This is a genomic window from Jutongia sp. SJQ-6, assembly GCF_054161275.1.
On record NZ_CP195314.1, the window covers coordinates 335,395 to 360,381 of the forward strand.

The 24,987-nt window shown below is 42.8% G+C and carries 24 protein-coding genes, 1 pseudogene and 1 riboswitch; of the genes and pseudogenes, 18 read left to right on the forward strand and 7 right to left on the reverse strand.

The annotated features are described in order from the left end of the window. Nucleotides 1-57: 57 nt before the first annotated feature. Nucleotides 58-1,890 carry a translational GTPase TypA gene (gene typA, locus ACSAJE_RS01485; protein WP_022024473.1) on the reverse strand — a complete coding sequence of 611 codons (1,833 nt, stop codon included), beginning with the start codon at nucleotides 1,888-1,890 and terminating at the stop codon, nucleotides 58-60. Between the two features lie 396 nt (nucleotides 1,891-2,286). On the opposite strand from typA, the gene ACSAJE_RS01490 reads away from it, so the two are divergent. The 11 genes from ACSAJE_RS01490 (at nucleotide 2,287) to ACSAJE_RS01540 (ending at nucleotide 10,747) form a co-directional block, all read left to right on the forward strand. Next, complete coding sequence (locus ACSAJE_RS01490) at nucleotides 2,287-2,925, forward strand: single-stranded DNA-binding protein (RefSeq protein WP_022024474.1); 639 nt, start codon at nucleotides 2,287-2,289, stop codon at nucleotides 2,923-2,925. A gap of 150 nt (nucleotides 2,926-3,075) precedes the next feature. Next, nucleotides 3,076-3,573, forward strand: a complete 498-nt coding sequence (locus tag ACSAJE_RS01495) for a cob(I)yrinic acid a,c-diamide adenosyltransferase (RefSeq protein WP_118690105.1) — start codon at nucleotides 3,076-3,078, stop codon at nucleotides 3,571-3,573. A gap of 66 nt (nucleotides 3,574-3,639) precedes the next feature. Further along, the gene (dapA, locus tag ACSAJE_RS01500) at nucleotides 3,640-4,530 is read left to right on the forward strand and encodes a 4-hydroxy-tetrahydrodipicolinate synthase (RefSeq protein ID WP_458009513.1); all 891 of its coding nucleotides are present in this window, start codon (nucleotides 3,640-3,642) and stop codon (nucleotides 4,528-4,530) included. A 34-nt stretch (nucleotides 4,531-4,564) separates the two neighbouring features. Then, entirely contained in the window at nucleotides 4,565-5,320 is a 756-nt protein-coding gene (gene dapB / locus ACSAJE_RS01505) for a 4-hydroxy-tetrahydrodipicolinate reductase (protein ID WP_022024477.1), read from the forward strand. Between the two features lie 32 nt (nucleotides 5,321-5,352). Beyond that, nucleotides 5,353-5,811 (forward strand): CvpA family protein, encoded by a 459-nt coding sequence (locus tag ACSAJE_RS01510; RefSeq protein WP_022024478.1) that lies wholly within the window; start codon nucleotides 5,353-5,355, stop codon nucleotides 5,809-5,811. Nucleotides 5,812-5,829: 18 nt separating this feature from the next. Then, entirely contained in the window at nucleotides 5,830-6,459 is a 630-nt protein-coding gene (locus ACSAJE_RS01515; protein WP_458009514.1) for an epoxyqueuosine reductase QueH, read from the forward strand. A 32-nt stretch (nucleotides 6,460-6,491) separates the two neighbouring features. After that, nucleotides 6,492-6,631: riboswitch (FMN riboswitch) on the forward strand. An 83-nt stretch (nucleotides 6,632-6,714) separates the two neighbouring features. Then, a complete protein-coding gene (gene ribD / locus ACSAJE_RS01520; RefSeq protein WP_458009515.1) occupies nucleotides 6,715-7,851 on the forward strand; it encodes a bifunctional diaminohydroxyphosphoribosylaminopyrimidine deaminase/5-amino-6-(5-phosphoribosylamino)uracil reductase RibD in 1,137 nt (378 codons plus the stop codon). After that, on the forward strand, nucleotides 7,836-8,489 hold the full coding sequence (locus ACSAJE_RS01525) for a riboflavin synthase (protein WP_022024481.1): 654 nt from the start codon (nucleotides 7,836-7,838) through the stop codon (nucleotides 8,487-8,489). The genes ribD and ACSAJE_RS01525 overlap by 16 nt, the downstream gene beginning before the upstream one ends. A gap of 30 nt (nucleotides 8,490-8,519) precedes the next feature. Beyond that, on the forward strand, nucleotides 8,520-9,728 hold the full coding sequence (locus ACSAJE_RS01530; protein ID WP_022024482.1) for a bifunctional 3,4-dihydroxy-2-butanone-4-phosphate synthase/GTP cyclohydrolase II: 1,209 nt from the start codon (nucleotides 8,520-8,522) through the stop codon (nucleotides 9,726-9,728). A 27-nt stretch (nucleotides 9,729-9,755) separates the two neighbouring features. After that, nucleotides 9,756-10,217 carry a 6,7-dimethyl-8-ribityllumazine synthase gene (gene ribH / locus ACSAJE_RS01535; RefSeq protein WP_022024483.1) on the forward strand — a complete coding sequence of 154 codons (462 nt, stop codon included), beginning with the start codon at nucleotides 9,756-9,758 and terminating at the stop codon, nucleotides 10,215-10,217. Between the two features lie 32 nt (nucleotides 10,218-10,249). Further along, complete coding sequence (locus ACSAJE_RS01540; protein WP_022024484.1) at nucleotides 10,250-10,747, forward strand: YqeG family HAD IIIA-type phosphatase; 498 nt, start codon at nucleotides 10,250-10,252, stop codon at nucleotides 10,745-10,747. Between the two features lie 10 nt (nucleotides 10,748-10,757). Here the strand turns inward: ACSAJE_RS01540 and ACSAJE_RS01545 are convergent, their stop codons facing one another. Next, nucleotides 10,758-11,555, reverse strand: a complete 798-nt coding sequence (locus tag ACSAJE_RS01545) for a hypothetical protein (RefSeq protein ID WP_458009516.1) — start codon at nucleotides 11,553-11,555, stop codon at nucleotides 10,758-10,760. 292 nt (nucleotides 11,556-11,847) lie between these two features. Between ACSAJE_RS01545 and ACSAJE_RS01550 the strand changes: the two genes are divergently transcribed. Further along, nucleotides 11,848-12,663 carry a cell wall hydrolase gene (locus tag ACSAJE_RS01550; protein ID WP_118690110.1) on the forward strand — a complete coding sequence of 272 codons (816 nt, stop codon included), beginning with the start codon at nucleotides 11,848-11,850 and terminating at the stop codon, nucleotides 12,661-12,663. 3 nt (nucleotides 12,664-12,666) lie between these two features. Here the strand turns inward: ACSAJE_RS01550 and ACSAJE_RS01555 are convergent, their stop codons facing one another. Both ACSAJE_RS01555 and ACSAJE_RS01560 read right to left on the reverse strand, forming a co-directional pair. Then, a complete protein-coding gene (locus tag ACSAJE_RS01555) occupies nucleotides 12,667-13,251 on the reverse strand; it encodes a dipicolinate synthase subunit B (protein ID WP_022024487.1) in 585 nt (194 codons plus the stop codon). Nucleotides 13,252-13,264: 13 nt separating this feature from the next. Beyond that, on the reverse strand, nucleotides 13,265-14,083 hold the full coding sequence (locus ACSAJE_RS01560) for an NAD(P)-dependent oxidoreductase (RefSeq protein WP_458009517.1): 819 nt from the start codon (nucleotides 14,081-14,083) through the stop codon (nucleotides 13,265-13,267). A gap of 183 nt (nucleotides 14,084-14,266) precedes the next feature. Between ACSAJE_RS01560 and trxA the strand changes: the two genes are divergently transcribed. After that, nucleotides 14,267-14,581 carry a thioredoxin gene (gene trxA / locus ACSAJE_RS01565; protein WP_458009518.1) on the forward strand — a complete coding sequence of 105 codons (315 nt, stop codon included), beginning with the start codon at nucleotides 14,267-14,269 and terminating at the stop codon, nucleotides 14,579-14,581. Between the two features lie 91 nt (nucleotides 14,582-14,672). Here the strand turns inward: trxA and ACSAJE_RS01570 are convergent, their stop codons facing one another. Further along, complete coding sequence (locus ACSAJE_RS01570; protein ID WP_118690113.1) at nucleotides 14,673-15,053, reverse strand: metal-dependent transcriptional regulator; 381 nt, start codon at nucleotides 15,051-15,053, stop codon at nucleotides 14,673-14,675. Nucleotides 15,054-15,237: 184 nt separating this feature from the next. Between ACSAJE_RS01570 and ACSAJE_RS01575 the strand changes: the two genes are divergently transcribed. The 4 genes from ACSAJE_RS01575 to ACSAJE_RS01590 are packed head-to-tail and all read left to right on the forward strand — an operon-like array spanning nucleotide 15,238 to nucleotide 19,978. After that, complete coding sequence (locus ACSAJE_RS01575; protein WP_458009519.1) at nucleotides 15,238-16,926, forward strand: two-component system response regulator; 1,689 nt, start codon at nucleotides 15,238-15,240, stop codon at nucleotides 16,924-16,926. Nucleotides 16,927-16,964: 38 nt separating this feature from the next. Further along, the gene (locus ACSAJE_RS01580; RefSeq protein ID WP_182448180.1) at nucleotides 16,965-18,167 is read left to right on the forward strand and encodes a tetratricopeptide repeat protein; all 1,203 of its coding nucleotides are present in this window, start codon (nucleotides 16,965-16,967) and stop codon (nucleotides 18,165-18,167) included. Nucleotides 18,168-18,191: 24 nt separating this feature from the next. Then, nucleotides 18,192-19,454, forward strand: a complete 1,263-nt coding sequence (gene hflX, locus ACSAJE_RS01585) for a GTPase HflX (protein WP_118690116.1) — start codon at nucleotides 18,192-18,194, stop codon at nucleotides 19,452-19,454. Nucleotides 19,455-19,456: 2 nt separating this feature from the next. Continuing rightward, the gene (locus tag ACSAJE_RS01590) at nucleotides 19,457-19,978 is read left to right on the forward strand and encodes a dihydrofolate reductase (protein ID WP_458009520.1); all 522 of its coding nucleotides are present in this window, start codon (nucleotides 19,457-19,459) and stop codon (nucleotides 19,976-19,978) included. Nucleotides 19,979-20,212: 234 nt separating this feature from the next. Here ACSAJE_RS01590 and ACSAJE_RS01595 read toward each other — a convergent pair whose 3' ends face one another. Further along, nucleotides 20,213-22,654 carry a GH36-type glycosyl hydrolase domain-containing protein gene (locus ACSAJE_RS01595; protein ID WP_458009521.1) on the reverse strand — a complete coding sequence of 814 codons (2,442 nt, stop codon included), beginning with the start codon at nucleotides 22,652-22,654 and terminating at the stop codon, nucleotides 20,213-20,215. A 262-nt stretch (nucleotides 22,655-22,916) separates the two neighbouring features. Here ACSAJE_RS01595 and ACSAJE_RS01600 point away from each other — a divergent pair, with 262 nt between their 5' ends. Beyond that, complete coding sequence (locus tag ACSAJE_RS01600) at nucleotides 22,917-24,185, forward strand: M18 family aminopeptidase (protein ID WP_118506923.1); 1,269 nt, start codon at nucleotides 22,917-22,919, stop codon at nucleotides 24,183-24,185. Here the strand turns inward: ACSAJE_RS01600 and ACSAJE_RS01605 are convergent. After that, nucleotides 24,186-24,971, reverse strand: a pseudogene (locus tag ACSAJE_RS01605) (peptidoglycan-binding protein); the annotation flags it as partial. It lies immediately after the preceding gene. Nucleotides 24,972-24,987 lie beyond the last annotated feature (16 nt).

Here is a 24,987-nt window from a genome sequence, read left to right on the forward strand (position 1 = left end):
CCGAAGCGTTTTTGTAATTATTCATATTTTGTCATAGCATAGATCTGCTGCCTATGATCAACCGTTCGTGGCATTTTTCTTAGCACGGAAACGAAGAGTCGGATCGAGAATCTTTTTACGGATACGTAAATTCTCCGGTGTAATCTCTAATAACTCATCGGTATCGATAAATTCCAGTGCCTCTTCCAAACTGAGTACCTTAGGCGGCGTAAGCTTTAAGGCATCGTCTGCGCTGGAAGAACGGGTATTTGTCAGATGTTTTGTTTTGCATACATTTAACTCAATATCCTCTGTTTTACCATTTTGCCCAATGACCATTCCGGCATATACTTTTTCACCCGGGCCAACGAACAGAGTACCACGATCCTGTGCGTTGAATAATCCATAAGCAACGGTTTCACCGGATTCAAAGGCGATGAGAGATCCTTGCTTGCGATAAGCGATATCACCTTTGTACGGACCGTAGTCTTCAAATACGGTGTTGAGAATACCGTTTCCTTTTGTATCGGTCATAAATTCACCACGATAACCGATCAGTCCACGAGATGGGATAACAAATTCAAGACGAGTGAATCCACCACCGATAGATCCCATCCCCTGTAATTCACCTTTACGAGTGCTTAATTTTTCGATGACACTGCCGGCAAATTCCTCTGGAACATCAACGAAGGCACGCTCCATTGGTTCTAATTTTTTTCCGCGTTCATCGGTTTTATATAATACTTCTGCTTTGCTGACAGCAAATTCATATCCCTCACGACGCATATTTTCGATCAAAACGGACAAATGCAGTTCGCCACGTCCGGATACTTTGAAACTGTCCATATTGTCAGTTTCTTCTACACGAAGGCTGACATCAGAGTTCAACTCGCTGAAAAGACGGTCGCGCAGATGACGAGATGTGACAAATTTTCCTTCCTGACCGGCCAAAGGACTGTCATTTACCATGAAATGCATAGCGATTGTAGGTTCCGAGATTTTCTGGAAAGGAATTGGTTCCGGATGCTCAGGAGAACAGATCGTATCGCCAATATGGATATCAGTTACGCCTGAGATCGCTACGATAGAACCAATCGTTGCTTCTGTAACTTCTACTTTCTTCAGCCCGTCAAATTCATAGAGTTTAGTAATACGCACTTTGTTCAATTTATCTTTGTCATGTGCATTAACGATCACAACATCTTGTCCGACTTTGACAGAACCGTTATCCACTTTACCGATACCGATACGACCGACATATTCGTTGTAGTCAATGGTGCTGATAAGTACCTGTGTACCTGCGTCAGGATCCCCTTCCGGTGCCGGAATGTAGTTTAAGATCGTTTCAAACAGTGGCTCCATGTCTTTGCCGGGTTCGTCGGATTTGTAAGATGCAATACCCTCACGAGCGGAAGCGAAGATGAATGGGCAATCTAATTGTTCTTCGTTAGCATCCAGATCAATAAACAGTTCTAATACTTCATCTACTACTTCATCCGGTCTTGCTTCCGGACGATCGATCTTGTTGATGCAGACAATAACCGGAAGTTCCAGCTCTAATGCTTTTTTGAGAACAAATTTTGTCTGTGGCATAGCACCTTCAAAGGCGTCTACGACAAGAACAACACCGTTTACCATTTTGAGGACACGTTCTACCTCGCCACCAAAGTCAGCATGGCCCGGTGTATCGATAATATTGATCTTTGTATCTTTGTAAGTGATTGCTGTATTCTTAGATAAAATAGTGATTCCGCGCTCACGCTCAATGTCGCCGGAATCCATGACGCGTTCTGCAACTGCCTGATTGTCGCGAAAAACACCGCTTTGTTTTAGCAATTCATCGACTAAGGTTGTTTTTCCATGATCGACATGGGCAATGATCGCAATGTTTCTAATATCTTCTCGTTTCATAGTATACATTTACCTCCATTTCGGAGCTGATTGATTGTTTTTGTTTGCTGCTCCGAAGCAAATTGTTTTTATGGGAAACTGCTCATAATGTGGTGACATGCCACCAAGAATTACTTTGGCAAATCTCGGCGATGTCACGCTGGCTTTGCTCTTTTTATTGGACAAACCCACAATTAACTAGTATACTATAAAAATAAGATTATACAATTGACAAATGTGCCAAAAATAATCAGAAATGTCGAATAATGTTTTACAAAAAGGTTTAACCTAAGAAAGAAGCAGTTATATAATAGCAAATATCAACGTATATATTTATGAAACTAAAAATACCAATGGGGCGGGAACCCCAAGCGGCGTCCTTTTCAATAGGGTGCAGGAAAAAGGAGGATATGAAATATGTTGGATAAAGTATTCACAAACAACCAGGTGACAATTGCAGGTGAAGTAGTCAGTGAGTTTACATTCAGTCATGAAGTCTATGGAGAACATTTCTACATCGTCAATATCGCAGTATGCAGACTTAGCAATTCGTATGATGTAATTCCGGTTATGGTGTCAGAAAGATTGATTGATGTTACGTCTGATTATCGTGGATGCGTTTTGCAGGTGTCCGGTCAATTCCGTTCTTACAACAGACATGAAGAAAATAGAAATCGTTTGGTGTTATCCGTATTTGCCAGGGAGGCAGTGCTTGCTTCGCAGGAAGATGAGGATGAGCAAAATCCGAATCATATTTTTTTGGACGGATATGTGTGCAAGCATCCGGTGTATCGTAAGACACCGTTGGGGCGTGAGATTGCCGATGTGTTGTTAGCGGTGAATCGTCCGTACGGCAAGTCGGATTATATTCCGTGTATCTGCTGGGGAAGAAATGCACGTTTTGCCGATAAATTTGAAGTAGGTTCTCATATACAGATATGGGGCAGGATCCAGAGCCGTGAATATCAGAAAAAGATTGCAGAAGACCAGTATGAGAAACGAGTGGCGTATGAAGTATCTGTAAGCAAGTTAGAGTATATCGCGGAGGAAAATTAGAAAAAGTAGATTTTTTATGTGAATTATGATAGAATGGCTAGAGTTGACAGGTAGATTATTTTGTTGCTCTAGCCATTTTTGCGGCCAATAGGGTATGGCAGCTGTTTGAGGGGGCAGATAGAAAGGATGGCGGGAAGCAGGAGGAGTCAGATGAGTCGAAGAATAGTACAGGTATATTATGGGAGCGGCAAGGGTAAGACCTCTGCAGCAGTGGGACAATGTATCCGTGCAGCGGGGCTTGGTCAATCTGTGATCATCATTCAATTTTTAAAGGGAAAAGATGCAGAAGAATTCAGCTTTTTGAACCGCCTGGAGCCGGATATTAAATTGTTTCGGTTTGAAAGAGAGAATGAATCTTATGATTGTTTGTTAGATTCTCAAAAGAAAGAAGAGAGACAAAACATTCTGAATGGATTTAATTTTGCAAAGAAGGTGATCGATACCGGAGAATGTGACGTATTAGTGCTAGATGAAGTGCTTGGTCTGGTGGACTTAGAGATTATTTCTATTGAGGATATTATCTCTTTAATTACTTTGCGCGATGATTATTGCAAGTTGGTAATGACAGGAAGATGTCTTCCGCCGGAGTTAGAGCCGTATGTTGATATTGTATCCAAGATAGATCTTGAAAAGGATCTGGAGATGTAAGGAAGCACATAATTTATATCGGTTCATATAATATACCAAGAAAATACAAAGAAATGGGGAGTCTATATGTCGATATTTACCGGTGCCGGAGTGGCACTTATTACGCCGATGAATCCGGATGGAAGTATTAATTATCCTGAGATGGAGCATATTATCAACGATCAGATCGCAGGTGGTACGGATGCGGTTATTGTGTGTGGAACAACTGGAGAAACGGCAACGATGACCTATGATGAGCATATAGAAACGATACGTGCCTGTGTGCAGATGACAGCGGGGCGTATTCCGGTTATTGCGGGTACGGGATCTAATTGTACAAAATCGGCGGTCAAATTATCCGTTGCGGCAGAACGTGCCGGTGCAGATGGTTTGCTGGTTGTATCACCATATTACAATAAGGCGACTCAAAACGGAATAAAGGCACATTATAAACAGATCGCTGCGGCGGTAGATCTACCGATACTTATGTATAATATTAAAGGTCGTACCGGTGTTAATATTGCTCCACGGACAATCGTTGATCTGGTGCAGGAGGTTCCTAATATTGTGGGTGTCAAAGAAGCATCCGGAGATCTGTCACAGATTGCCGACATTATGGCACGTTGTGACGGAGAGATTGATCTGTATTCCGGAAATGATGATCAGATAGTTCCCATTGTTGCTTTAGGCGGCAAGGGGGTTATCTCTGTATTGTCTCATGTAGCTCCAAGAGATACACATGATATGGTGATCAAAATGTTAGAAGGGGATACGGATGGCGCCAGAAGACTTCAGTTAAAGTATATTCCTTTGATCCATGCACTGTTTTGTGAGGTAAACCCGATTCCTGTAAAGGCAGCGATGAATATGTTAGGGTATCAGGCGGGACCGCTTCGCATGCCGCTCACGGAAATGGAAGAGGAGCATCAAGAGACGTTACGTGAGGCAATGCGGAAGGCAGGACTTGATGTAAAATAAAGTTTGCAGTTTGAGAAAGAAATGGAGGACTATTATGACAAAAATTATTATGTTAGGATGCAACGGAAGAATGGGACAGATGATCACAGATATGGTCAAACAGGATGATGAATGTACGATCGTTGCAGGAATTGATATTGTTGACAATAGAGACAATGGTTATCCTGTGTATACTAAATTGGCAGACTGTGATGTAGAAGCCGATGCGATCATTGACTTTACATCTGCTACTGATTTTGAGAGTCGTATGGATTATGCGGTGGACAAGCAGATCCCGATCATCGAATGTTCGACCGGATTATCTGAGGAGCAGATGGATTATTTGAAAAAAGCAAGTGAAAAGGTTGCAGTATTAAAATCTGCCAATATGTCTTTGGGCATCAATCTGTTAATGAAGTTATTAAAGGAAGCTGCCGTTAAGCTGGCGGGAGATGGATTTGATGTGGAGATCGTTGAGAAACACCATAATCAGAAGTTAGATGCACCGTCCGGAACGGCGTTGGCGTTAGCAGATTCTATTAATGAGGCGATGGACGATCGTTACGAGTATATATATGATCGTTCTCAGGTTCGCCAGAAGCGTGACAAGAAAGAGCTTGGAATCTCAGCTGTTCGTGGTGGAACGATCGTTGGAGAGCATGAGGTGATCTTTGCGGGGACAGATGAAGTGATCACATTTAAGCATACGGCATATTCACGTGCCGTATTTGCGAAAGGTTCCATTACGGCTGCAAAATATCTGAAAGGAAAAGCTGCAGGATTGTACGACATGTCAGATGTACTGTTATAATTATGTAGACAGGCAATGATAGGAGGAGTTCTATGTCGGAAAAAATATTGATATTACATAGTTTATTATCAGGGCTAGACATATTGACTGCCATCATTTTGCTCGTTGCAGTACTTAGCGGTTTAGCAACCGGGCTTGTTGTGAAACTGGGACAGATCGTGGCTGTGATCGGCTCCTACGTGATCGCTGCAGTGTTGGCATCCTATGTCGGATTAGGCAGAGAGATTGTTTTTGTAGTGGCATTTATTGTGTTGTCTATTATTTGTCGTTATTTGGTGCAGGTGCTTCGGCTTGTAGATAAACTTCCGGTTGTCGGAACCCTGGATAAATTTGGCGGAGCAGTGGTTGGATTTGTTGTAGCGTTCATTGTGCTATATTTTGTGATCAATCTCTTTTTTGATATCGTTCCGCAGAGTACATTGGATGGAATGGGTTGGACGAAAGAGGCAGTTCAAAAGACAATGTTCATTAAAGGCTTTTTGAAGAGATGACAGGAGCGGTAAAGTGTAATGAATAAAATAAATTATCAACGTGAATTGGATCAGATTTTAGCGGAGATTACGGCAAAAGGAGAGGTTCCGACATTGCTATTGCATAGTTGCTGTGCACCGTGCAGCAGCTACGTGCTGTCATATCTGGCATCTTATTTCCGCATTACGCTGTACTATTATAATCCGAACATTTCACCGAAAGAAGAATATCAAAAACGCGTGCAGGAGCAAATGCGTCTGATACGCGAGCTGCCGGTACGTTATCCGATCTGTTTTGAGGAGGGGGTATACGATCCAGAGCGTTTTTTTGAGATGGCGAAAGGGATGGAAGATATACCGGAGGGCGGAGAGCGCTGCTTTAGCTGTTATGAATTAAGACAGCGAGAGGCGGCAATTGCAGCCGCACAGGGAGGATATGATTATTTCACGACGACGTTATCGGTCAGTCCGCATAAGAATGCACAGAAGCTGAATGAGATCGGTCTGCGTCTGCAGGAGGAATATGGTGTCCGTTATCTGCTGTCTGATTTTAAGAAAAAGGGCGGTTATTTAGAGTCGATTCGTCTGAGTAAAGAATATGATCTGTATCGACAGAATTTTTGTGGCTGTGTATATAGCAGACAGAAGATGGAAGATAGAGAATCCTAGGTTGACAAGAATAGAAAGAACTACTATAATGAATTTGTTTTCGGGGCGGGGTGAAATTCCCTACCGGCGGTATTCTGTGACAGCAGTAAGCCCGCGAGCCTGCGCTAAGGCGCAAGCATGATTTGGTGAGAATCCAAAGCCGACAGTATAGTCTGGATGAGAGAAGACATGAGATATCATTGATGCGTTATAAAAGTCCTGGTAACATATACTGGGACTTTTTTATTATAGGATGAAAGGAAATGAGGGACGACTATGAGACAGGAATATATGCGTCGTGCGATCGAGTTAGCTAAACGTGGACTTGGGAGAGTGAATCCCAATCCGCTGGTGGGCGCTGTTATCGTGAAGGATGACCATATCATTGCGGAAGGGTATCATGCACGGTATGGCGATCTGCATGCGGAGCGAAGTGCTTTTTCTAAGCTTAAGGATCCTGCAGAAGCTATTGGTGCAGAAATGTATGTGACGTTGGAACCTTGCTGTCATCAGGGAAAGCAGCCGCCGTGTACACAGGCGATCATTGAACATGGTATCCGTAAGGTCTATGTCGGTTCAGATGATCCGAATGCATTAGTGGCAGGCAAGGGGATTCGGATACTCAGAGAAGCAGGTCTAGAGGTAGAGACTCACGTGCTAAAAGAGGAATGTGATGCCTTAAACCCTGTATTTTTCCACTATATTACGAGTAAGACACCATATGTCGTCATGAAGTATGCCATGACGATGGATGGGAAAATCGCCTGTGATAGTGGAGAAAGTAAATGGGTTACCGGAGAAATGGCGAGGGCACATGTGGCAAAGGTTAGAAATGCTCTTTCCGGTATTATGGTTGGTGTACAGACTGTGCTGCAGGATGATCCCAAGCTTACCTGCCGTATGCCGGGTGGCAGGAATCCGGTACGCATCGTATGCGACAGCTATTTGAGAACACACCTTGATTGTAATCTTCTTCAGACGATCGATGAAGCACCGGTTTGGATCGCAACACTTTCTGAGTGTATGGAAAGCGAAAAGGCGACAAAACTTCGAGAGAAAGGGGCAGAATTGATCGTTGTGCCACAGGCTGATGGAACGAACATGGAAGGAATAGATCTGAACGCATTATGCAAGGAGCTTGGTGAACGGGGAATAGACGGTCTGTTGATCGAGGGTGGAAGTACCTTACATGCCGGTGCTTTGCAGGCGGGCATTGTGGATCATGTACTTGTTTATATGGCGCCTAAAATCTTTGGGGGCAGTGGCAGATACACACCGGTACGCGGTGAAGGCGTGCAGTCCCCGGCACAGGCTTGGCAATTTAAGCGTAGTCGTGTGACAGAACTTGGCGAAGATATCTTGATTGAATATGAGAAAGACAAGGGGGAACGGAAAATATGTTCACCGGAATAGTAGAAGAAATCGGTCAGATTGCAGCAATTCGTAAAGGAAGTGCATCGGCGGTGTTGTCGATCCAAGCCTCCAAAGTATTGGAGGGGACTAAGATCGGAGACAGCATTGCAGTTAACGGGATCTGTTTGACTGTGACAGGAATGCAGGAACGTAGTTTTACAGCAGATGTTATGGCAGAAACTTTGCGCAGAAGTTCTCTCGGGGTGTTGGGAAAAGGTGCTGCGGTCAATCTGGAACGCGCAATGGCGGCCGATGGCAGATTTGGCGGACACATTGTGTCCGGTCATATTGATGGGACCGGAGAGATTGTATCAATGCAACGAGAAGACAATGCTGTGTGGGTCGAAGTGGAAACACCGCCACAGCTGTTGCGTTATATTGTCGAGAAGGGGTCTATTGCTATTGATGGGATCAGTTTGACGGTTGCGAAAGTGACAGATAGTAGTTTTTCGGTCTCGTTAATACCACATACCGGAGAGGAGACAACATTACTTTCAAAAAAAGTGGGAGATCCGGTTAATTTGGAAAATGATATTGTAGGCAAATACGTGGAACGTTTCCTGACATTTGAGAAGCCGGCAGAAACGTCATGTCAAAGTGTGGATCTGGCATTTTTGGCAGAACATGGATTTGCGTGATATAATTGACAGAAAGGTTTGGTGCAAACAATGAGTGAGTTTCAGTTTAATACGATTGATGAGATTTTGGAAGATCTGCGCGATGGTAAGATCGTCGTTATGATCGATGATGAAGATCGCGAGAACGAGGGGGATGTGATCTGCGCAGCAGAGCATGCCACATTAGAAAATGTGAATTTTATGGCAAGCTATGCTAAAGGCTTGATCTGTATGCCAATGGATGAGAGTTACACGAAGAAACTTGGCCTGCGACAGATGTGTGAGGTCAATACGGATAATCATTGTACGGCATTTACGGTGTCTATTGACCATAAAGATACGACAACGGGCATTTCTGCCTATGAACGTTCTATTACGGCGATGAAAACTGTAGATCCGGATGCAAAACCGGGCGATTTTCGTATGCCGGGACATATGTTCCCGCTGCAAGCCAAAAAAGGCGGCGTTTTAGAGCGTAACGGGCATACGGAGGCAACCGTTGATCTGATGCGTATTGCAGGATTGCAGCCGGTGGGTTTGTGCTGCGAGATTATGAAAGAGGATGGCACGATGGCACGTACGCCGGATCTGGTCGAATTTGCAAAGAAACATTCATTGAAGTTTGGTCGAATTGCAGATCTGGTGCAGTACCGTAAGGAACATGAAGTATTGGTAGAGTGTGTGGCAAAGGCAAAAATGCCGACCAGATATGGTGATTTTACGATATATGGATATGTCAATAAATTGAATGGTGAGCATCATGTTGCGTTGGTAAAGGGAGATATTACTGATGGGAAACCGGTGTTGTGTCGAGTGCATTCGGAGTGCCTGACCGGTGATGCACTGGGATCTGCACGTTGTGATTGCGGCCAGCAATATGACGCAGCGATGAAGATGATCGCCAAAGAGGGACGAGGCGTTTTGCTATATATGCGTCAGGAGGGACGAGGTATTGGTCTTATTAATAAGATCCGTGCCTATGAATTGCAGGATCATGGAAGAGATACGGTCGAGGCCAATTTGGAACTGGGCTTCCCGGAGGACGCCAGGGATTATACGATAGGAACACAGATTTTGGTGGATCTGGGAATCCATGAGCTGCGTCTTCTCACGAATAACCCGGCTAAAGTATATGGTTTGGCAGGTTATCAGTTAGAGATCGTAGAACGTGTTCCGATTGAAATGGAACCGGGAGAATACGATCGGTTCTATTTACAGACAAAGAAAGAAAAGATGGGGCATTTGCTGCATCTTAAATAAATAATGGAAGAAAGGTAAGGTATAAGCATGAAAACAGTAGAAGGAAAAGTAGTAGCAGAAGGATTAAAAATTGGTATTGTAGGAGCTCGTTTCAATGAATTTATCGTGTCAAAATTGATCAGTGGTGCAAGGGACGGATTGGTTCGACATGGTGTCAATGACGATGATATTACTCTTGCGTGGGTACCTGGAGCATTTGAAATTCCGTTGGTTGCAAAGAAAATGGCATTGTCCGGCAAATATGATGCAGTAATCTGTCTTGGTGCAGTTATACGTGGCGCAACCAGTCATTATGATTATGTTTGTGCTGAAGTATCGAAAGGAATTGCAGCAGTCAGCTTAGAGGCGCAGATTCCGGTTATGTTTGGTGTTGTAACGACGGATAATATTGAGCAGGCGATTGAGCGTGCCGGTACTAAAGCGGGTAACAAAGGATATGACTGTGCGCTTGGTGCGATCGAAATGATCAACCTTACAAGACAGCTTTAGAAAGGAGTGGCCCTTAAATAGGCCGATTAGCGATGTTTCAGAATTTATATCCGGATGAAGAATACCGTTCATCTTATGAGATTCCCTATGAGAGCTATTATCAAAAGGGATTTCGTGGTATTTTATTCGATGTCGATAATACACTGGTGGAACATGATCAGCCGGTGACGATCGAAGCAATTGCGCTCTTTGAAAAGCTTCGTAAGATTGGATTTGAGGTTTGCATTATTTCAAATAACAAAGAGCCGCGAGTGAAACCTTTAGCAGATACGTTAGGTGCGAAGTATGTATATAAAGCAGATAAGCCTTCTGCCAAAGGATATGTGCAGGGGATGGAGCATATGGGTACCACTGCTTCCAATACCATGTTTGTAGGAGATCAGATATTTACAGACATCTGGGGAGCAAAACGTGCCGGCGTATATGCCGTCTTAGTGCATCCAATCGCAAAGCATGAGGAAATACAGATCGTTTTAAAAAGAAAACTAGAATGGTTTGTACTTAGACGTTACCACAAAAAGAGATCTTAATTAGACGCTGTCAGGAAAATCTGTAGGAAAGCAGACGATCTGGCAGCGTTATTTTTTTGTAATATGCCAGATACTCCTTGGAAGAGAGAGAATCGATATAGTTTTGTGGGAACTGTTTAGTACAACCGTGCATACAGGCAAGATCGACCGCTTTATTATAAGCGATTGCAGCTTCGATCAGGGATGGAAAACGTCCGATCAGATAATTGCCATTTAGATGCAGTTTGGCTATATATTCCGTATGTCCCTTATCATGAACGATCGTTACTCCGTGATATGGATTTAATACGTTGAGGTTAGAATATCGATAGTCATTTTCATTGCCATTTACAAATGTAAAATCGATATCTTTTCTTGCATAGGCACGGATGCCATAACGAGAACGGATATTGGTCTGCATGCCATATTCAGCAACGAACAGATGACCGCCGCGTTTCATGATCGCATGGTTGGAATAAAAAAACAGGTCATCAACATCAAAGAGCAGCGTTTCTTCAGAACTCAAATAATATTGAAAATAATTTTTTCGCAAATAGATCGGTGTTTTAATATAGATCCCATTATTCTTAAAATTCAATAAGCTGATCCATTTTGAAAAAGGGAGCAAAGGGAATTGTGTTTCCTGATAATCTTCTGGTGTGATCGGTACTGTTGCAGATAACAGCTTATCGGCAGATTGGTACGCACTGTGTGCCTCAGCTTCTGAGGTAAAGCTGCCCAGACTGATATGTTTACATCGAAATGTAATAGAGGCGCGATAGTATACGCTTCCGTCCTTTTTTACAGCAGCAAATACTCCTTTTTTCATACAGATCACACGCTCCTTTCTATGCTTAGCTATATTCAATATAAAACGTTTTATATCTTTGTACGGATTAGCTATAATGTAGCATATTTCGACAGGAAATGCCAGATATGTTGAATGGTATCAGGTATAAAATTCCATTTATTTCATATACTCTGTAATAGTTTTGTAACATTATTAATTATTTCTCAATCTTCCCATATAGTCGTTGACATAATAAGCAATATGTGGGTGTGGTGGATTTGAGGTGTGGGAAGTTTGAGTTGTTATTCAATGATTTGTTTGGAGGATTTGCATGAAAAAAGACATGAGATGGAAGGTGGCACAGATCGGGATGCTGACGACGATGTTGGCAATGGAATCGATACTTCCGCAAGGTCATATTGTCGATGCCAGACATCAAACCGCTCAGTATCGAATAGAAGAAGACATGGAGCTTGCCGGGCTAAGCAGTTATGTGAGAGGCGGACAGGCAGAGGGGGCATATGTGTCTGAAACAATTGCACGAGTACATGATCAGTGGCAGCAAAAAAAACAGGAAGAAAAGCAAAAGCAGCGTATCAGACAGCAGAAATTAGAGCAGGAGAGGATGCGTAAAGAACGACAGAAACGAAAACAGGAGCAGAGGAAGCGTGCTAGAAGAGCACGGATCCGTCGCGCCAAACAGAAACAAAAAAGAGACGAAAAAAACCGACGTCTTGCCATTGAAGAAAAATGCGGAAGAGTGATCGGTACAGAGTCTGAACGTATTTTACAGCGTATTGTTGAGGCAGAGGCTGGAGGAGAGGATCTGGAGGGGAGAACACTTGTTGCGAATGTCATTTTGAATCGTGTGTTAGGAAAACAGTTTCCATCCACGATCAAGGAAGTAGTCTTTGCACACAGTGGAAGCAGATATCAATTTTCGCCGGTCAGCAATGGCAGTTATTATTCGGTACATGTGTCAAGCGGAACAAAAAAAGCAGTAAGAAGGGCCCTGCAGGGACAGGATACCTCGCAGGGCGCATTGTACTTTATGGAGAGAGCTTTAGCTGACAGTGGTAATGCTTCTTGGTTTGATCGGTGTCTGACTAAAGTGAAGAGACATGGATGCCATGAATTTTATAAATAGCACTCAAAATGGGGATCGGAGTACAGGCTGTAATTGTCTGCCATGCAAAGCCGCTTCGATCGTTTCGGGGATAAGGGATACATGAGCTACTAAGGAGCAAGGCTTTTTATGATGATCATCCTGTCCAAATGGAACAAAATATACATTTTTAGCATTGTACAGCATTCCAAGATTCCTGAAATTCATTCCCATATTATCGTTGCTGGAAATGGAGATGACCAGCGGTTTTTCATTGCGAAGATGTGCTTTTGCTGCCATCAGTACCGGAGTATCTGTGATACCATTCACTAATTTTGCCATTGTGTTGCCGGTACATGGGGCGATGACCAGTGCATCAAAAGGGGCTTTTGGCCCGATCGGCTCTGCGTCTTGAATTGTATATATTCCGGTATTTCCGGTAATACGTTCTACTTTTTTACAAAAGGTTTCAGCTGCAGTAAAACGGTTGTCTAAATGGCTCGTATGATTGGAAAAGATAGGCTGCACTTCATAGCCTTGTTTTACAAGTTCGCTTAATAATGTTAATGTTTTTGCAAAGGTGCAAAATGAGCCGGTAATAGCAAATCCGATGGAAATTGTTTCGTTCATGTCTATTTCCTTTCTATCCGATTACAAATATATCATTTAAATGCTGAAAAATAATCTCAGCAGAACTTTTTGGGGCGTATTTTGCCGGCAGACCGGGATATAATGCGGCATCCAATCCTTTTTGAGCGCAATATGTGAGATCGCAGCCGCCCGGTGCACTGGCAAGATCTATGATCACGGCAGTGTCAGGAAGTCGGTCGATAAGACTTTTGCCGACAATGGGAGCAGGCACAGTGTTAAATAACCATTGGCAGGTTGAAAGATCTGTTGACTCGGTTAGATTAAGACAGTGTGAGACTTCTGCACAGGCTGTTTTTTCAGAAGATCTGGCAGAGATGATCACTGTGGCACCGAGGTTTGTCAGACGATCTGCCAACACCTTTCCGCAGCGTCCGTAACCCATGACAAGACAGGTATGCTGATACAAGTTATAGGGAGAGTGGCGAATTGCTTCGCAGATGGCACCTTCAGCGGTTGCAACAGCATTCCATATTGCTATGGCAGAGGATTTCATATAGTCATAGATATGCAGACCGCGTTCCTGACAGCATTTTACAAATGCAGCAGGAAGATTACCACCTAAAATCAGAGAACCTGCAGGTGCCTCCTCATATGCCTGTTGCAGTGTTTTTTCGTCACATGGCACAGGAAGCAGTATTGTCTGCAGGGAAGAAGACTGTCCACAAGAATGCAGATACGGTCTGCTTGTGGTGCTTTTTGAAGCAGATACTGCCTGACTGCATGTTTTGACACCCGCTTTTGCAAATAATTGTTCTAGTGCTAACTGGCGTTCATCGTTGCCGTATCGGATCAGCTCGCAAATTTCATACATAAATAATCCTCTCTTCCCGGATCATAAATTTCTCCAAATCTTTGTGAGTAAAATTCTCATAAAGTGGGATACTGTAGTTTATGCAGGAAACACAATATGGGTTCCCTTGACCAAACACAAATTTTCGGTTATGCTTAAGCCGAAGATACCGAGAGTACATCGATAAGAAATGGAGGTTTAGAAATGATACATGCAACAATAGATACATTTGAAGAGGAAGTTATTAAGCAGAAAGGCTTAGTCTTGGTGGATTTTTGGGCGCAGTGGTGCGGACCATGCCAGATGATCGCTCCGATCTTAGCGGAGATTGATGAAGAATGTCCGGATGTTAAAGTTTGTAAGGTGGATGTCGATGCGAATATGGGACTTGCGCAATCGTATAAAGTTGTCGCAATTCCGTTTTTAATCCTCTTTCGGGATGGAGAAGTTCAGGAAAAGCTGACCGGATTACAGTCCAAGAAAGAGCTTATGGATATGATCAAAAAGTATAAGGCGTAATTTATTCCCGTATATACAAAAAGCCATACAGGTTATTTCCTGTATGGCTTCTTTTTAGGGTATAAGAAAATACTCTTTTATATATTATGTACTAGGGTTGCTGTGTAATGTGAGTCTTTAGTGCAGCAAAACTTTCTTTACTGATCACATGTTCAATACGACATGCATCTTCGGATGCAACACTTTCTGACACGCCCAAAGAAACTAAAAATTTCATCAAAAATTCGTGCCGCTCATAAATCATTTCAGCAATCTGTTTGCCGCTATCGGTCAAATAAATAAAACCGGAGTCAGTGACAGTGATATACTGTTTCTCACGAAGATTTTTCATTGCAACGCTGACACTCGGCTTCTTAAAGTTGAGTTCGTTGGCAATATCAACCGAGCGGACAACAGGTAATTTTCGGCTTAACACTAAGATTGTCTCCAAATAGTTTTCTAAGGATTCGTTTGATTTGTATGCTCCAGCCATATTCTTCCCCTTCCGTTGTTCATGATTATATATTATTTTAGCATATTATAAAAAAAATGACAAACGTCTGTTGTGGAAAAAAATCTCATTTTTATGAAAAATGAAGAGACAGGCAGATGAAAATATGTTAAAATAAAGGTTAAAGGCATATATGGGGCCTATAGAGATGCGGAGGTAGCACAAAATGAATGATTATGTATTGGTGGTAGATGACGAGGAAGTAAATCGGAAGCTTCTTGTCAAGATATTGGAGGCAGAGTATGAAGTGGAGACAGCTTCGGACGGTAAGCAGGCACTTCAAATGCTGAAAGCACAGCCACATAAATATGCAGCCATTGTTTTAGATCTGGTGATGCCGGATATGAATGGGTTTTCCTTTTTGGAAGAATATTGCAGTGATGCGATACTGCAGAATATTCCGGTCATTGTTTCTACCGGAGATGATAATATAGAATGTGAGACACATAGTTTGGAGCTTGGTGCCTGGGATTTCATCCGCAAGCCGTACAATGAGCGAATCATTCATTTTCGACTGCACAATGCGATCGAGAGAAGTCGTGCACAGATTTTGCGTAAGTTACAGCATGTTGAGGCTTTTGATTCGTTGACCGGGTTGTATGGACGAGATTATTTCCAAAAAGCAACGAGAGAAATGTTAGATGCGTTTCCTGAGGAGCAGTATGCAATGATAAGGCTCGACATTGCCAAATTTAATTTGGTCAATTCCTTTTTTGGCATTCACCGGGGTGATGAATTTCTTTGTGAGGTGGCTGATAAGATACGACAATTTGTTGCATCTAAGAATCATGTGACCTTTGGGCGTATGCGCGCAGATGTATTTGCAATCTGCATGTCGTATGAAAAGGAGAGTGAGCTGTCAGATTTATCATATCGTTTCCGCAAGGAGATTCGTGAGATCATTCCGGAATTTGAAATGATTCCGGTGTTTGGGTTTTATTTGATCAAAGATCTAAAGATGGAAGTCAATGATATGTATGATAATGCTAAGCTTGCAACAAAGATCTGCAAAGGAAGTTATATTCAGAACTATGCCTTTTATCAGGATGAAATGAGTCAGGATCTTATTCAGGAACAGCGTATTGTAAATATGACTCGGTCTGCATTGCAGGAAGAGAAGTTTGTTCTGTTTTTGCAACCAAAATATGATATACAGGAGGGCAAATTTGCCGGAGCTGAGGTATTAGTACGCTGGAAGGCGTCCGATCAAAAGATGATCTCTCCGGGAGAGTTTATTCCAATCTTTGAGCGGAACGGATTTATTATGAAACTGGATTTTTATGTATGGGAGCATGCGTGTAAATTGTTGCGTAGCTGGCTGGACAAAGGGTATGATCCGATGCCGATTTCTGTAAATGTATCACGTGTCAGTGTATACAATCCGAAATTAGTGGAAGTGATCAGTGATCTGGTTGCAACTTATAATATTCCGCCGGAATTATTTCAACTGGAATTGACGGAGAGCGCTTATACATCCAATCCATATATGATCCGTGAGGCAATGAAAGATTTACAGAAACGTGGATTTACAATATTGATGGATGATTTTGGCAGTGGTTATTCGTCATTAAATGTTTTGAAAGATATTGCAGTAGATGTTTTAAAGATTGACATGAAATTTATGTCGGATACTGAGATACCGGGCAGAGGTGAGAATATACTGGCTTCTGTAGTAAATATGGCAAAGGTGCTTGAGATGCCGGTTATTGCGGAAGGCGTTGAAAAGGAAAGCCAGGTGCGTTTCTTGAAGAATATCGGCTGTGAATATGTGCAGGGGTATTATTATGCAAAACCGATGCCTGCAGAGGAATATGAAAAGATGCTGTTTCGTGATGAGGAGCAGGCATTAGGATAATAATAGATAATGATCAGAGCAAGACAATGGAGGTTGGCATGAGAGTAAAGAAGTGGGCTTTGATGGGGATATTATGTGGAACAATGGTTCTGCTTGCCGGTTGTGGCAAGGCACAGAAAGCCTATAAGCAGGCTGTGGCTTTGGCAGAGAGCGGTAGTTATGAAAAGGCAGCAGCTTCCTTCAAGGAAGCCATTGCAGAAAACAAAGACAAAGCAGAGTATTATATTGATTATGGAATGACATTAAATCATCTGGGAAGCTATAAAAAGGCGATAAAGCAGTTTGAAAAAGCGTATCAGAAGGTTGATAATAAAATTTCCAGACAAAATAATAAGCGTTTATATTATGGAGAGGCGCTTGCCTATTATGGTATTCATGAATATGATAAGGCAAAGAAACAATGTGATAAAGCGTTAGAGATATCAGAAAGTAAGTCACTAAATGGTGATATTTATGCGACATTAGCAATGGCACAGTGGGCTTCCGGAGATTCATTAGGGGCACTTGGTGCCTTAGACCAGCTTATAAAAGAAAATGCAAAGGATGCGGATGGTCTTGTTCTGCGTGGTCAGATCAAACAGAGTATGAGTGAGTATGATTCTGCTGCCGAAGACTTTTTGAAAGCAATTTCAGTTGATGAGAAATGTTATGAGGCGTATTTTGGATGCTATAATGTTTACAACGATGCCGGTAGGGAAAGCGATGCGAAAGATGTGCTTGAAAAATTGGTATCAATACATGGCGCAGATGCAGAAGCCAAAACGCAGATCGGACGAGCTTATATTTGTCTGGATAAGCTTGCAGATGCAGAGGATATATTGAGCGATGCCGAAAAAGAAAAAAGCACCGATGCGTTATTTTATCAAGGTAAGGTCTTGCGGATACGTGGTGATTTTGAGAATGCAATTAAGAAGTACACCAAATATTTGAAAGCACAGAACGGAGCAGTATGCGCTCTGCCGGAAGTGTATAGCGAGCTTGCGGGCTGTTATATTGAGTTACAGGATTATGGACAGGCAGAAGATTATTTAGAACAGGGACTTGATCTTGGTGTGACGATGGCTTATCAGAATCTGCTTCGTAATCGTGTGATTCTGTTGGAGCGAATGGGCAAAATGAGACAGGCTAAAGAATTGGCGGCAGAATATTTACAAACCTATCCATATGATAAAGAAATGGCGAAGGAAGCAAAGTTTATAGCAACTCGTATCGGAAATCATAGTAAGAAAAAACAAAGGTAAAGAGAAAGGTTTGGTTAGATAGTAATGTTTGAGACCGAAGAGCAGAAAGAACGCATTATTTTGGTCGCTGTTGCGACGGCGGATGGAGACGATACCGAACAATCTCTGGATGAGTTGGAAGAATTGGGACAGACGGCGGGTGCGGTGACTGTTGCTAAAGTAATACAGAATAGAGAAAAAGTGCATGCCGGAACGTATGTGGGTAAAGGAAAAATAGAGGAGATTAAGAATCTGGCGATCTCTCTGGATGCAGATACGGTAGTATGTGATGATGAGTTATCTCCGGCACAATATCACAATCTTCAGGATGCATTGGAGATCAAGGTCATTGATCGAACGGTTATGATACTTGATATTTTTGCCAAAAGAGCATCGACCAGCGAGGGAAAGTTACAGGTAGAATTAGCACAGCTTAGATACCGTGCTTCGCATTTGGTAGGAGGACGCAGCGAATTATCCCGTCTGGGTGGAGGAATTGGTACGAGAGGTCCCGGTGAGCAGAAACTGGAGATGGATCGGCGTCTGATCAAGGAACGTATTACGCTTGTGAAACGTGAATTGGAGCAGGTGAAACGTACCAGAGAGTTGACTCGTAAGAAGAGGCAGGAGAATCCTACACCGGTTGTTGCAATCGTAGGATATACCAACGCAGGAAAATCAACGTTACTCAATTATTTGACCGGAGCAGGTGTTTTGTCGGAGGATCAGTTGTTTGCAACACTGGATCCAACTACCCGCAAGCTTGTTCGTGAAGACGGTGAAGAAATGCTTTTTACGGATACGGTTGGGTTTATTCGCAAATTACCACATCATTTGATCCGAGCATTTCGAAGTACATTGGAGGAGGCAAAATACGCAGATATTATTTTGCATGTCGTAGATTGCTCGAATCCGGATCTGGATATGCAGATGCATACAGTGTATGAAACACTTCGTAAGCTGGAAATTGGCGATAAACAGATCGTCACTGCATTTAATAAGATTGATCGTTTAGAGGGAGAGCAGGTGCTCAAAGATCTGCGTGCAGACCGAACAGTTCGCATTTCAGCACGTTCGGGAGAAGGCGTGGAGGAAATGTTAGACGCGTTGAGCGAATTGCTGAAAGCCGGCCAGGTACTTATCGACAAAATAATTCCTTATACAGATGGTTCTCAGATCAATTTGTTGCGTAAATATGGTCAGGTGTTGGAAGAAAGTTATGAAAATGATGGCACCAAAGTAAAAGCATATGTACCAAGAGAGTATGCCTATCTGTTTCAAAGTGCAGATGGTGAGGATGATCAATAGACATGGATGTAGAGTATAGATATGACTGGAAGTTGATCGCATGTGTAGATGACCATTGGGGAATTGGCAGACAGGGACAATTGTTGGTTGATATCCCGGCTGATAAAAAAGCATTTAAGGCGCATACGATCGGAAAGATTGTTGTTGGAGGCAGAAAAACAATGGGGGGACTTCCGGGTGCACGGGCGTTGCCTGATCGCACCAATATAGTTCTTTCTACGGATGAGACGTATTGTTTTGAAGGTGCGCAGGTATTACATAGCCTGCAGGAACTCAAACAGTATGTGAAACAGTATCCGGGTCAGGAAGTCTATGTAATTGGTGGGGAAGAAGTATATCGCCTGCTGCTTCCGTATTGTGATACAGCTTATATTACAAAAGTGCATCGTCAATATGAGGCAGATGCTTATTTCCCGAATTTAGATGAAAGCCAGGATTGGGAAATCTGCGAGCAGTCTTTTCTGCAAAAAGATCCACAGCAAAATGTGATATATGAATTTATCACCTATCAACGTATACAATAAGAATTCGATAGTAATGATCAGCGTATAAAGATAAAAATGGAGTGTTAAATTATTATCATTTTAAATCTAAAAATAGCACAGATATGAGGTGCCCTTCCAAGTTGATTTTTTGGAAGTTGGTACCAATCTGTGCTATTTTTCATGAAAGGATAATAGAACCTTTATGACAGACAGCAACGTTTCCATCGCTGTCTGTTTTTTGATGCTATCATCTTATTAGAGGATGACCATTGATCAGCCCATTACGATAGTTACATCGTATGAAGTTTTGCCCTTCTCATAAGGGATAACAGTGGTTCCTGTATATTCTTTGCCGTCTACAACGATCTTGGCAACGCCTTTTTCAACCTTATTTGGGTTTTCAACCTTGATGTTATACACACCTTCGCGATACTTACGTGTCATAGTGAAAGAGGTTCCCATCTCGGATGGAATACAAGGATCAACGCTCAAACCATTGAGAGTTGGAACAACACCTAAGATATACTGAGAAACATTTACAAATGTCCAGGCAGCGGTACCTGTAAGCCAGCTGTTCTTAGCCTGTCCGAAGAAGTGCGCATCTTTACCGGCGATCATCTGAGAGTATACATATGGCTCTGTGCAATGGATCTCGCTGATATCCTCGATATAAGCAGGACAAGTCTTTTTGTAGATCTCGAAAGCACGGTTACCACGACCGATAACAGTCTCAGCACAAGATACCCAAGGGTTATTGTGGCAGAAGATACCTGCATTCTCTTTATATCCAGGTGGATAAGAGGAGATTTCTCCAAGTTCTACATGGTATTTGGTGTAAGGCGGCTGTAACAATACAATACCGTACTTTGTATCCAGTTTTTCTTTTACAGAATCCAATGCTTTCTTAGCTTCACCTGTCTCAACACCGATACCGGCGAGAACGCAGAAGCCCTGAGGCTCAATGTAGATCTGACCTTCTTCGCATTCTTTGGAACCGACTTTGTTGCTCTGTGCATCATAAGCACGGACAAACCATTCGCCGTCCCAGCCGTCTGCTAGCACTGCTTTGTTCATTGCTTCAACTTCAGCAAGTGCACGGTCAGCTTCAGCCTGATTACCTGTGTAAGCACACAGATCAGCATATTCTTTACCATATTTTACAAACATTCCACCGATAAAAACGGACTCAGCAACCGGACCTTCACTAGGACCAAAGGTCTGGAAAGATTCACCCGGATGCTCAGAGAAGCAGTTTAAGTTGAGGCAGTCATTCCAGTCGGCGCGTCCGATGAGTGGAAGATTATGAGGTCCTTTGTGATTCACAATGTAATCGAAAGATCTCTTTAAATGCTCCATTAACGGAACTGCCTTGGATTCATCATTATCAAACGGTACCATTTCTTCTAAGATAGAAGTATCGCCTGTCTCGCGGATATATGCTGAAGTACCTGCGATCAGCCACAAAGGATCATCGTTAAAGCCGGATCCGATGTCTGCATTACCTTTTTTGGTAAGAGGCTGATACTGATGATAAGCGCTTCCGTCTTCAAACTGCGTAGAAGCAATATCAATGATTCTTTCTCTTGCACGCTCAGGGATCAGATGAACGAAACCGAGCAGATCCTGACAGGAATCACGGAATCCCATACCACGACCGATACCGGACTCGTAGTAAGAAGCGGAACGTGACATGTTAAAGGTAACCATACACTGATACTGGTTCCAGATATTTACCATGCGATCAAGTTTTTCTTCATCAGATCTTACGGTAAATTTAGATAACAGATTTTCCCAATTCTCTTTCAATTCAGCAAGAGCGGCATCTACCTGTGCATCTGTCTGATATTTTGCCAATAATTCATCAGCAGGTTTCTTATTGATAACATTTGGTGCAGTAAACTTCTGGTCTTCCGGATTCTCACAGTAGCCCAGTACGAAGATAAGGCTTTTTGACTCACCCGGCTCCAAAGTAATATTAATCTGATGAGATCCGATCGGATACCATCCGCTGGCAACAGAGTTATGAGATTTGCCCTCGGCAACAACCTGAGGATCCGTAACTCCACGGTAAGCACCTAAAAATTCATCGCGGCTTGTATCAAAGCCGTCTACCGGACAGTTTACTGAATAAACTGCAAAGTGGTTACGACGCTCACGGTACTCTGTTTTGTGATAGATTGTAGAATCAATGACTTCAACTTCACCGATATTTAAGTTACGCTGATAGTTTGTCATATCATCCATGGCATTCCAGAGACAAAACTCAATATATGAAAATACAGAGAATGATTTTTTCTCGTTGCTTTCGTTGGTCAGAGTAAGCTGATTAACCTCACAGTTATCATTGACAGGTACAAAAGCAAGCAAAGATGCCTTTAAACCGTTTTTAACGGAAGTGAAACGGCTGTAACCCATACCGTGACGACATTCATAAGAGTCCAACTCTGCCTTTACAGGCTGCCAGCCAGGGTTCCAAACTGTATTACCATCTTTGATGTAATAATAACGGCCGCCTTCATCGTTCGGGATGTTATTGTAACGATAACGCGTTAAACGAAGAAGTTTAGCGTCCTTATAAAAACTATAACCACCGCAAGTATTGGAAATTAAAGAAAAGAAGTTGTTACTTCCAAGATAATTGATCCAAGGAAGCGGTGTTTTCGGTGTAGTGATGACATATTCCTTATTCGGATCGTCAAAAAAACCAAATTTCATATTATCCTCCATTCCGCCCACAGGCATACATTTGTATTCAGATAAAAGTATATCGTAAATGGGGGCGGAAATCAAGAAAATTTATTTGTATGCTTAAAGATTTTCGAACCGAAAAAATCTAGCTTTGCGGAATGAATATAATATGGTGGATGTCGATGCAGGGAATTGCGTTATCTATTAAAAATGGGTATAATAATAGGCAGATATTAGCTGGTGGTATAGGATTCGCAGTAAGAATACCGGAAAGGGCAGGGTGATCCATATGAGTAATGAGAATGCAGAGAAATTATTAACCTTTATAGAGCAGAGTCCAAGTGCATTTCACGTTGTATACAATATGCGCCGACAGTTAGATGCGGCAGGCTTTGTATATCTTCCGGAGAATAAGCCGATGAATATAGAGTATGGCAAGGCTTATTATACAATACGTAACGATGCATCACTGATCGCTTGGCGAATGCCGGAACAAGAGCCGGTTGGATTTCATATTGCGGCAGCCCACAGTGATTCGCCGGCTTTTTTGATCAAAGAGCACCCGGAGATTAAGAAGAAATATTATATAACATTAAATGTAGAAAAATATGGTGGAATGATACTCTCCAGTTGGTTTGATCGTGCACTTTCAATTGCCGGACGAGTAGCAGTTGCCGGAGAACATGGGATAGAGAGCAGATTGGTTTCGATTGACCGCGATCTGCTTGTTATACCGAGTTTGGCAATTCATATGGATCGCAACGTAAATGCCGGCAAGACGTTTAATGTGCAAGAGGATATGCTTCCGGTTTATGCGCAGGAAGATGGTGCCGGGATCCGTGAATTGGCAGCCGGTGCAGCCGGAGTACAGCCAGGCCAGATCGTAGGGCAGGAATTGTATTTATATGTCCGTGAAAAGGGACACTTTGTTGGCAGAGACGGAGAATGGATATTGGCACCGAGACTGGATGATCAACAATGCGCTTATGGTGTTATACAAGGACTGCTTTCCTCACGTGTTCACAATAAGATAGCGATGGCGGCGGTTTTCCATAATGAGGAAGTGGGAAGCGGGACGAGACAAGGAGCAGATTCTACTTTTTTGGAGGATGTGATCACCTGGATCACAGAAGCGATCGGAATCTCCGATGGTGGTAAGAGGCGAATGATCACCAACAGTTTTTTGATCTCTGCAGATAATGCGCATGGGATCCATCCGAATTATGAAAGCAAAGCGGACCCCACCAATCAGCCTTTGCTTAATGGTGGGATCGTGCTTAAATTTCACGGTGGTCAAAAGTATACATCCGATGCCATGACGTCAGGATATTTGCGTACGCTGTGCAAAGGAGCGGGTGTGCCTTGTCAATCGTACCATAACCGTTCGGATATTGCCGGTGGTTCCACGTTAGGAAATATCTCAACGGCGCATGTGTCGATACCATCAGTGGATATTGGGCTGGCACAGTGGGCGATGCATTCGGCAATGGAGACAGCCGGAACAAAAGATCTGGATGCGTTGATCCGTCTTTGTGAGCATTTTTATGGAGTTGACTGATCACATCAGTTCAGCAATACGGCTTACGCCAACATAAATCTCGCTGATTTTATACCAGGTCGGATAGTCAGTTACGCCTGTTGCCGGAAGGTTAAAGATCTGTTGAAAGGTTTTGACTGCTTCCGCTGTCTTTTTTCCGTAAATACCATCTACAGCAAGTTTTGGAATCAGTGGGTAAGCACCGGCGATCGTGTTAAGCTGTTGCTGCAGCTGGCGTACTTTTTGACCGCTGCTGCCGATCGTCAGATCTGAGCCAGGCCAGGAAGATGGCACTCCGGAAATTTCCTCTGAGGAAGCGATGTACATGGAATTACCGTAGAAATAGCGTAGTATTTCGATGGCAGAGTAGCCGCGGTCACCAAGCGTTTTGGATTCCCACTGCCGCATCCAGTTAGGACAGGATACTTGACGTCCGTCACAGTATTGTGTAAAGATCGGCTGTGTAATATTAGGCCGTGCCAGATAATTGGAAAAAATGGAATCTACAGTTTGTGATATGGAAGCATAAATATTGCGTCCGGAGATCCATTTTTGATCATAGGCAGTAGAGGATGTGATCGTAAAATCATAGTTTTTATTGCGGTACCATTCGGTATATACGCGGTTGAGCGTAATGGACTGAATGGCAAGAATATTAGCAATCAGTGTTTCCTCCGGCCAAGTGGCATAGATTTCACTGGAGGCAACATTTTTAATATAATCTTTATATTTGACATAATAGTTTTTGGCGCGGGAGTCCGATGGTGGTCCATCATGGACGATTATATATTCGGGGGATGGAGTTCGAAGACAGCTTTCGTTA

What these genes read in the sequence shown, in the direction of transcription:
- typA (WP_022024473.1), bottom strand. Translation starts at nt 1,890, where the DNA reads ATGAAACGAGAAGATATTAGAAACATTGCGATCATTGCCCATGTCGAT.
- ACSAJE_RS01490 (WP_022024474.1), top strand. Translation starts at nt 2,287, where the DNA reads ATGTTGGATAAAGTATTCACAAACAACCAGGTGACAATTGCAGGTGAA.
- ACSAJE_RS01495 (WP_118690105.1), top strand. Translation starts at nt 3,076, where the DNA reads ATGAGTCGAAGAATAGTACAGGTATATTATGGGAGCGGCAAGGGTAAG.
- dapA (WP_458009513.1), top strand. Translation starts at nt 3,640, where the DNA reads ATGTCGATATTTACCGGTGCCGGAGTGGCACTTATTACGCCGATGAAT.
- dapB (WP_022024477.1), top strand. Translation starts at nt 4,565, where the DNA reads ATGACAAAAATTATTATGTTAGGATGCAACGGAAGAATGGGACAGATG.
- ACSAJE_RS01510 (WP_022024478.1), top strand. Translation starts at nt 5,353, where the DNA reads ATGTCGGAAAAAATATTGATATTACATAGTTTATTATCAGGGCTAGAC.
- ACSAJE_RS01515 (WP_458009514.1), top strand. Translation starts at nt 5,830, where the DNA reads ATGAATAAAATAAATTATCAACGTGAATTGGATCAGATTTTAGCGGAG.
- ribD (WP_458009515.1), top strand. Translation starts at nt 6,715, where the DNA reads ATGAGACAGGAATATATGCGTCGTGCGATCGAGTTAGCTAAACGTGGA.
- ACSAJE_RS01525 (WP_022024481.1), top strand. Translation starts at nt 7,836, where the DNA reads ATGTTCACCGGAATAGTAGAAGAAATCGGTCAGATTGCAGCAATTCGT.
- ACSAJE_RS01530 (WP_022024482.1), top strand. Translation starts at nt 8,520, where the DNA reads ATGAGTGAGTTTCAGTTTAATACGATTGATGAGATTTTGGAAGATCTG.
- ribH (WP_022024483.1), top strand. Translation starts at nt 9,756, where the DNA reads ATGAAAACAGTAGAAGGAAAAGTAGTAGCAGAAGGATTAAAAATTGGT.
- ACSAJE_RS01540 (WP_022024484.1), top strand. Translation starts at nt 10,250, where the DNA reads ATGTTTCAGAATTTATATCCGGATGAAGAATACCGTTCATCTTATGAG.
- ACSAJE_RS01545 (WP_458009516.1), bottom strand. Translation starts at nt 11,555, where the DNA reads ATGAAAAAAGGAGTATTTGCTGCTGTAAAAAAGGACGGAAGCGTATAC.
- ACSAJE_RS01550 (WP_118690110.1), top strand. Translation starts at nt 11,848, where the DNA reads ATGAAAAAAGACATGAGATGGAAGGTGGCACAGATCGGGATGCTGACG.
- ACSAJE_RS01555 (WP_022024487.1), bottom strand. Translation starts at nt 13,251, where the DNA reads ATGAACGAAACAATTTCCATCGGATTTGCTATTACCGGCTCATTTTGC.
- ACSAJE_RS01560 (WP_458009517.1), bottom strand. Translation starts at nt 14,083, where the DNA reads ATGTATGAAATTTGCGAGCTGATCCGATACGGCAACGATGAACGCCAG.
- trxA (WP_458009518.1), top strand. Translation starts at nt 14,267, where the DNA reads ATGATACATGCAACAATAGATACATTTGAAGAGGAAGTTATTAAGCAG.
- ACSAJE_RS01570 (WP_118690113.1), bottom strand. Translation starts at nt 15,053, where the DNA reads ATGGCTGGAGCATACAAATCAAACGAATCCTTAGAAAACTATTTGGAG.
- ACSAJE_RS01575 (WP_458009519.1), top strand. Translation starts at nt 15,238, where the DNA reads ATGAATGATTATGTATTGGTGGTAGATGACGAGGAAGTAAATCGGAAG.
- ACSAJE_RS01580 (WP_182448180.1), top strand. Translation starts at nt 16,965, where the DNA reads ATGAGAGTAAAGAAGTGGGCTTTGATGGGGATATTATGTGGAACAATG.
- hflX (WP_118690116.1), top strand. Translation starts at nt 18,192, where the DNA reads ATGTTTGAGACCGAAGAGCAGAAAGAACGCATTATTTTGGTCGCTGTT.
- ACSAJE_RS01590 (WP_458009520.1), top strand. Translation starts at nt 19,457, where the DNA reads ATGGATGTAGAGTATAGATATGACTGGAAGTTGATCGCATGTGTAGAT.
- ACSAJE_RS01595 (WP_458009521.1), bottom strand. Translation starts at nt 22,654, where the DNA reads ATGAAATTTGGTTTTTTTGACGATCCGAATAAGGAATATGTCATCACT.
- ACSAJE_RS01600 (WP_118506923.1), top strand. Translation starts at nt 22,917, where the DNA reads ATGAGTAATGAGAATGCAGAGAAATTATTAACCTTTATAGAGCAGAGT.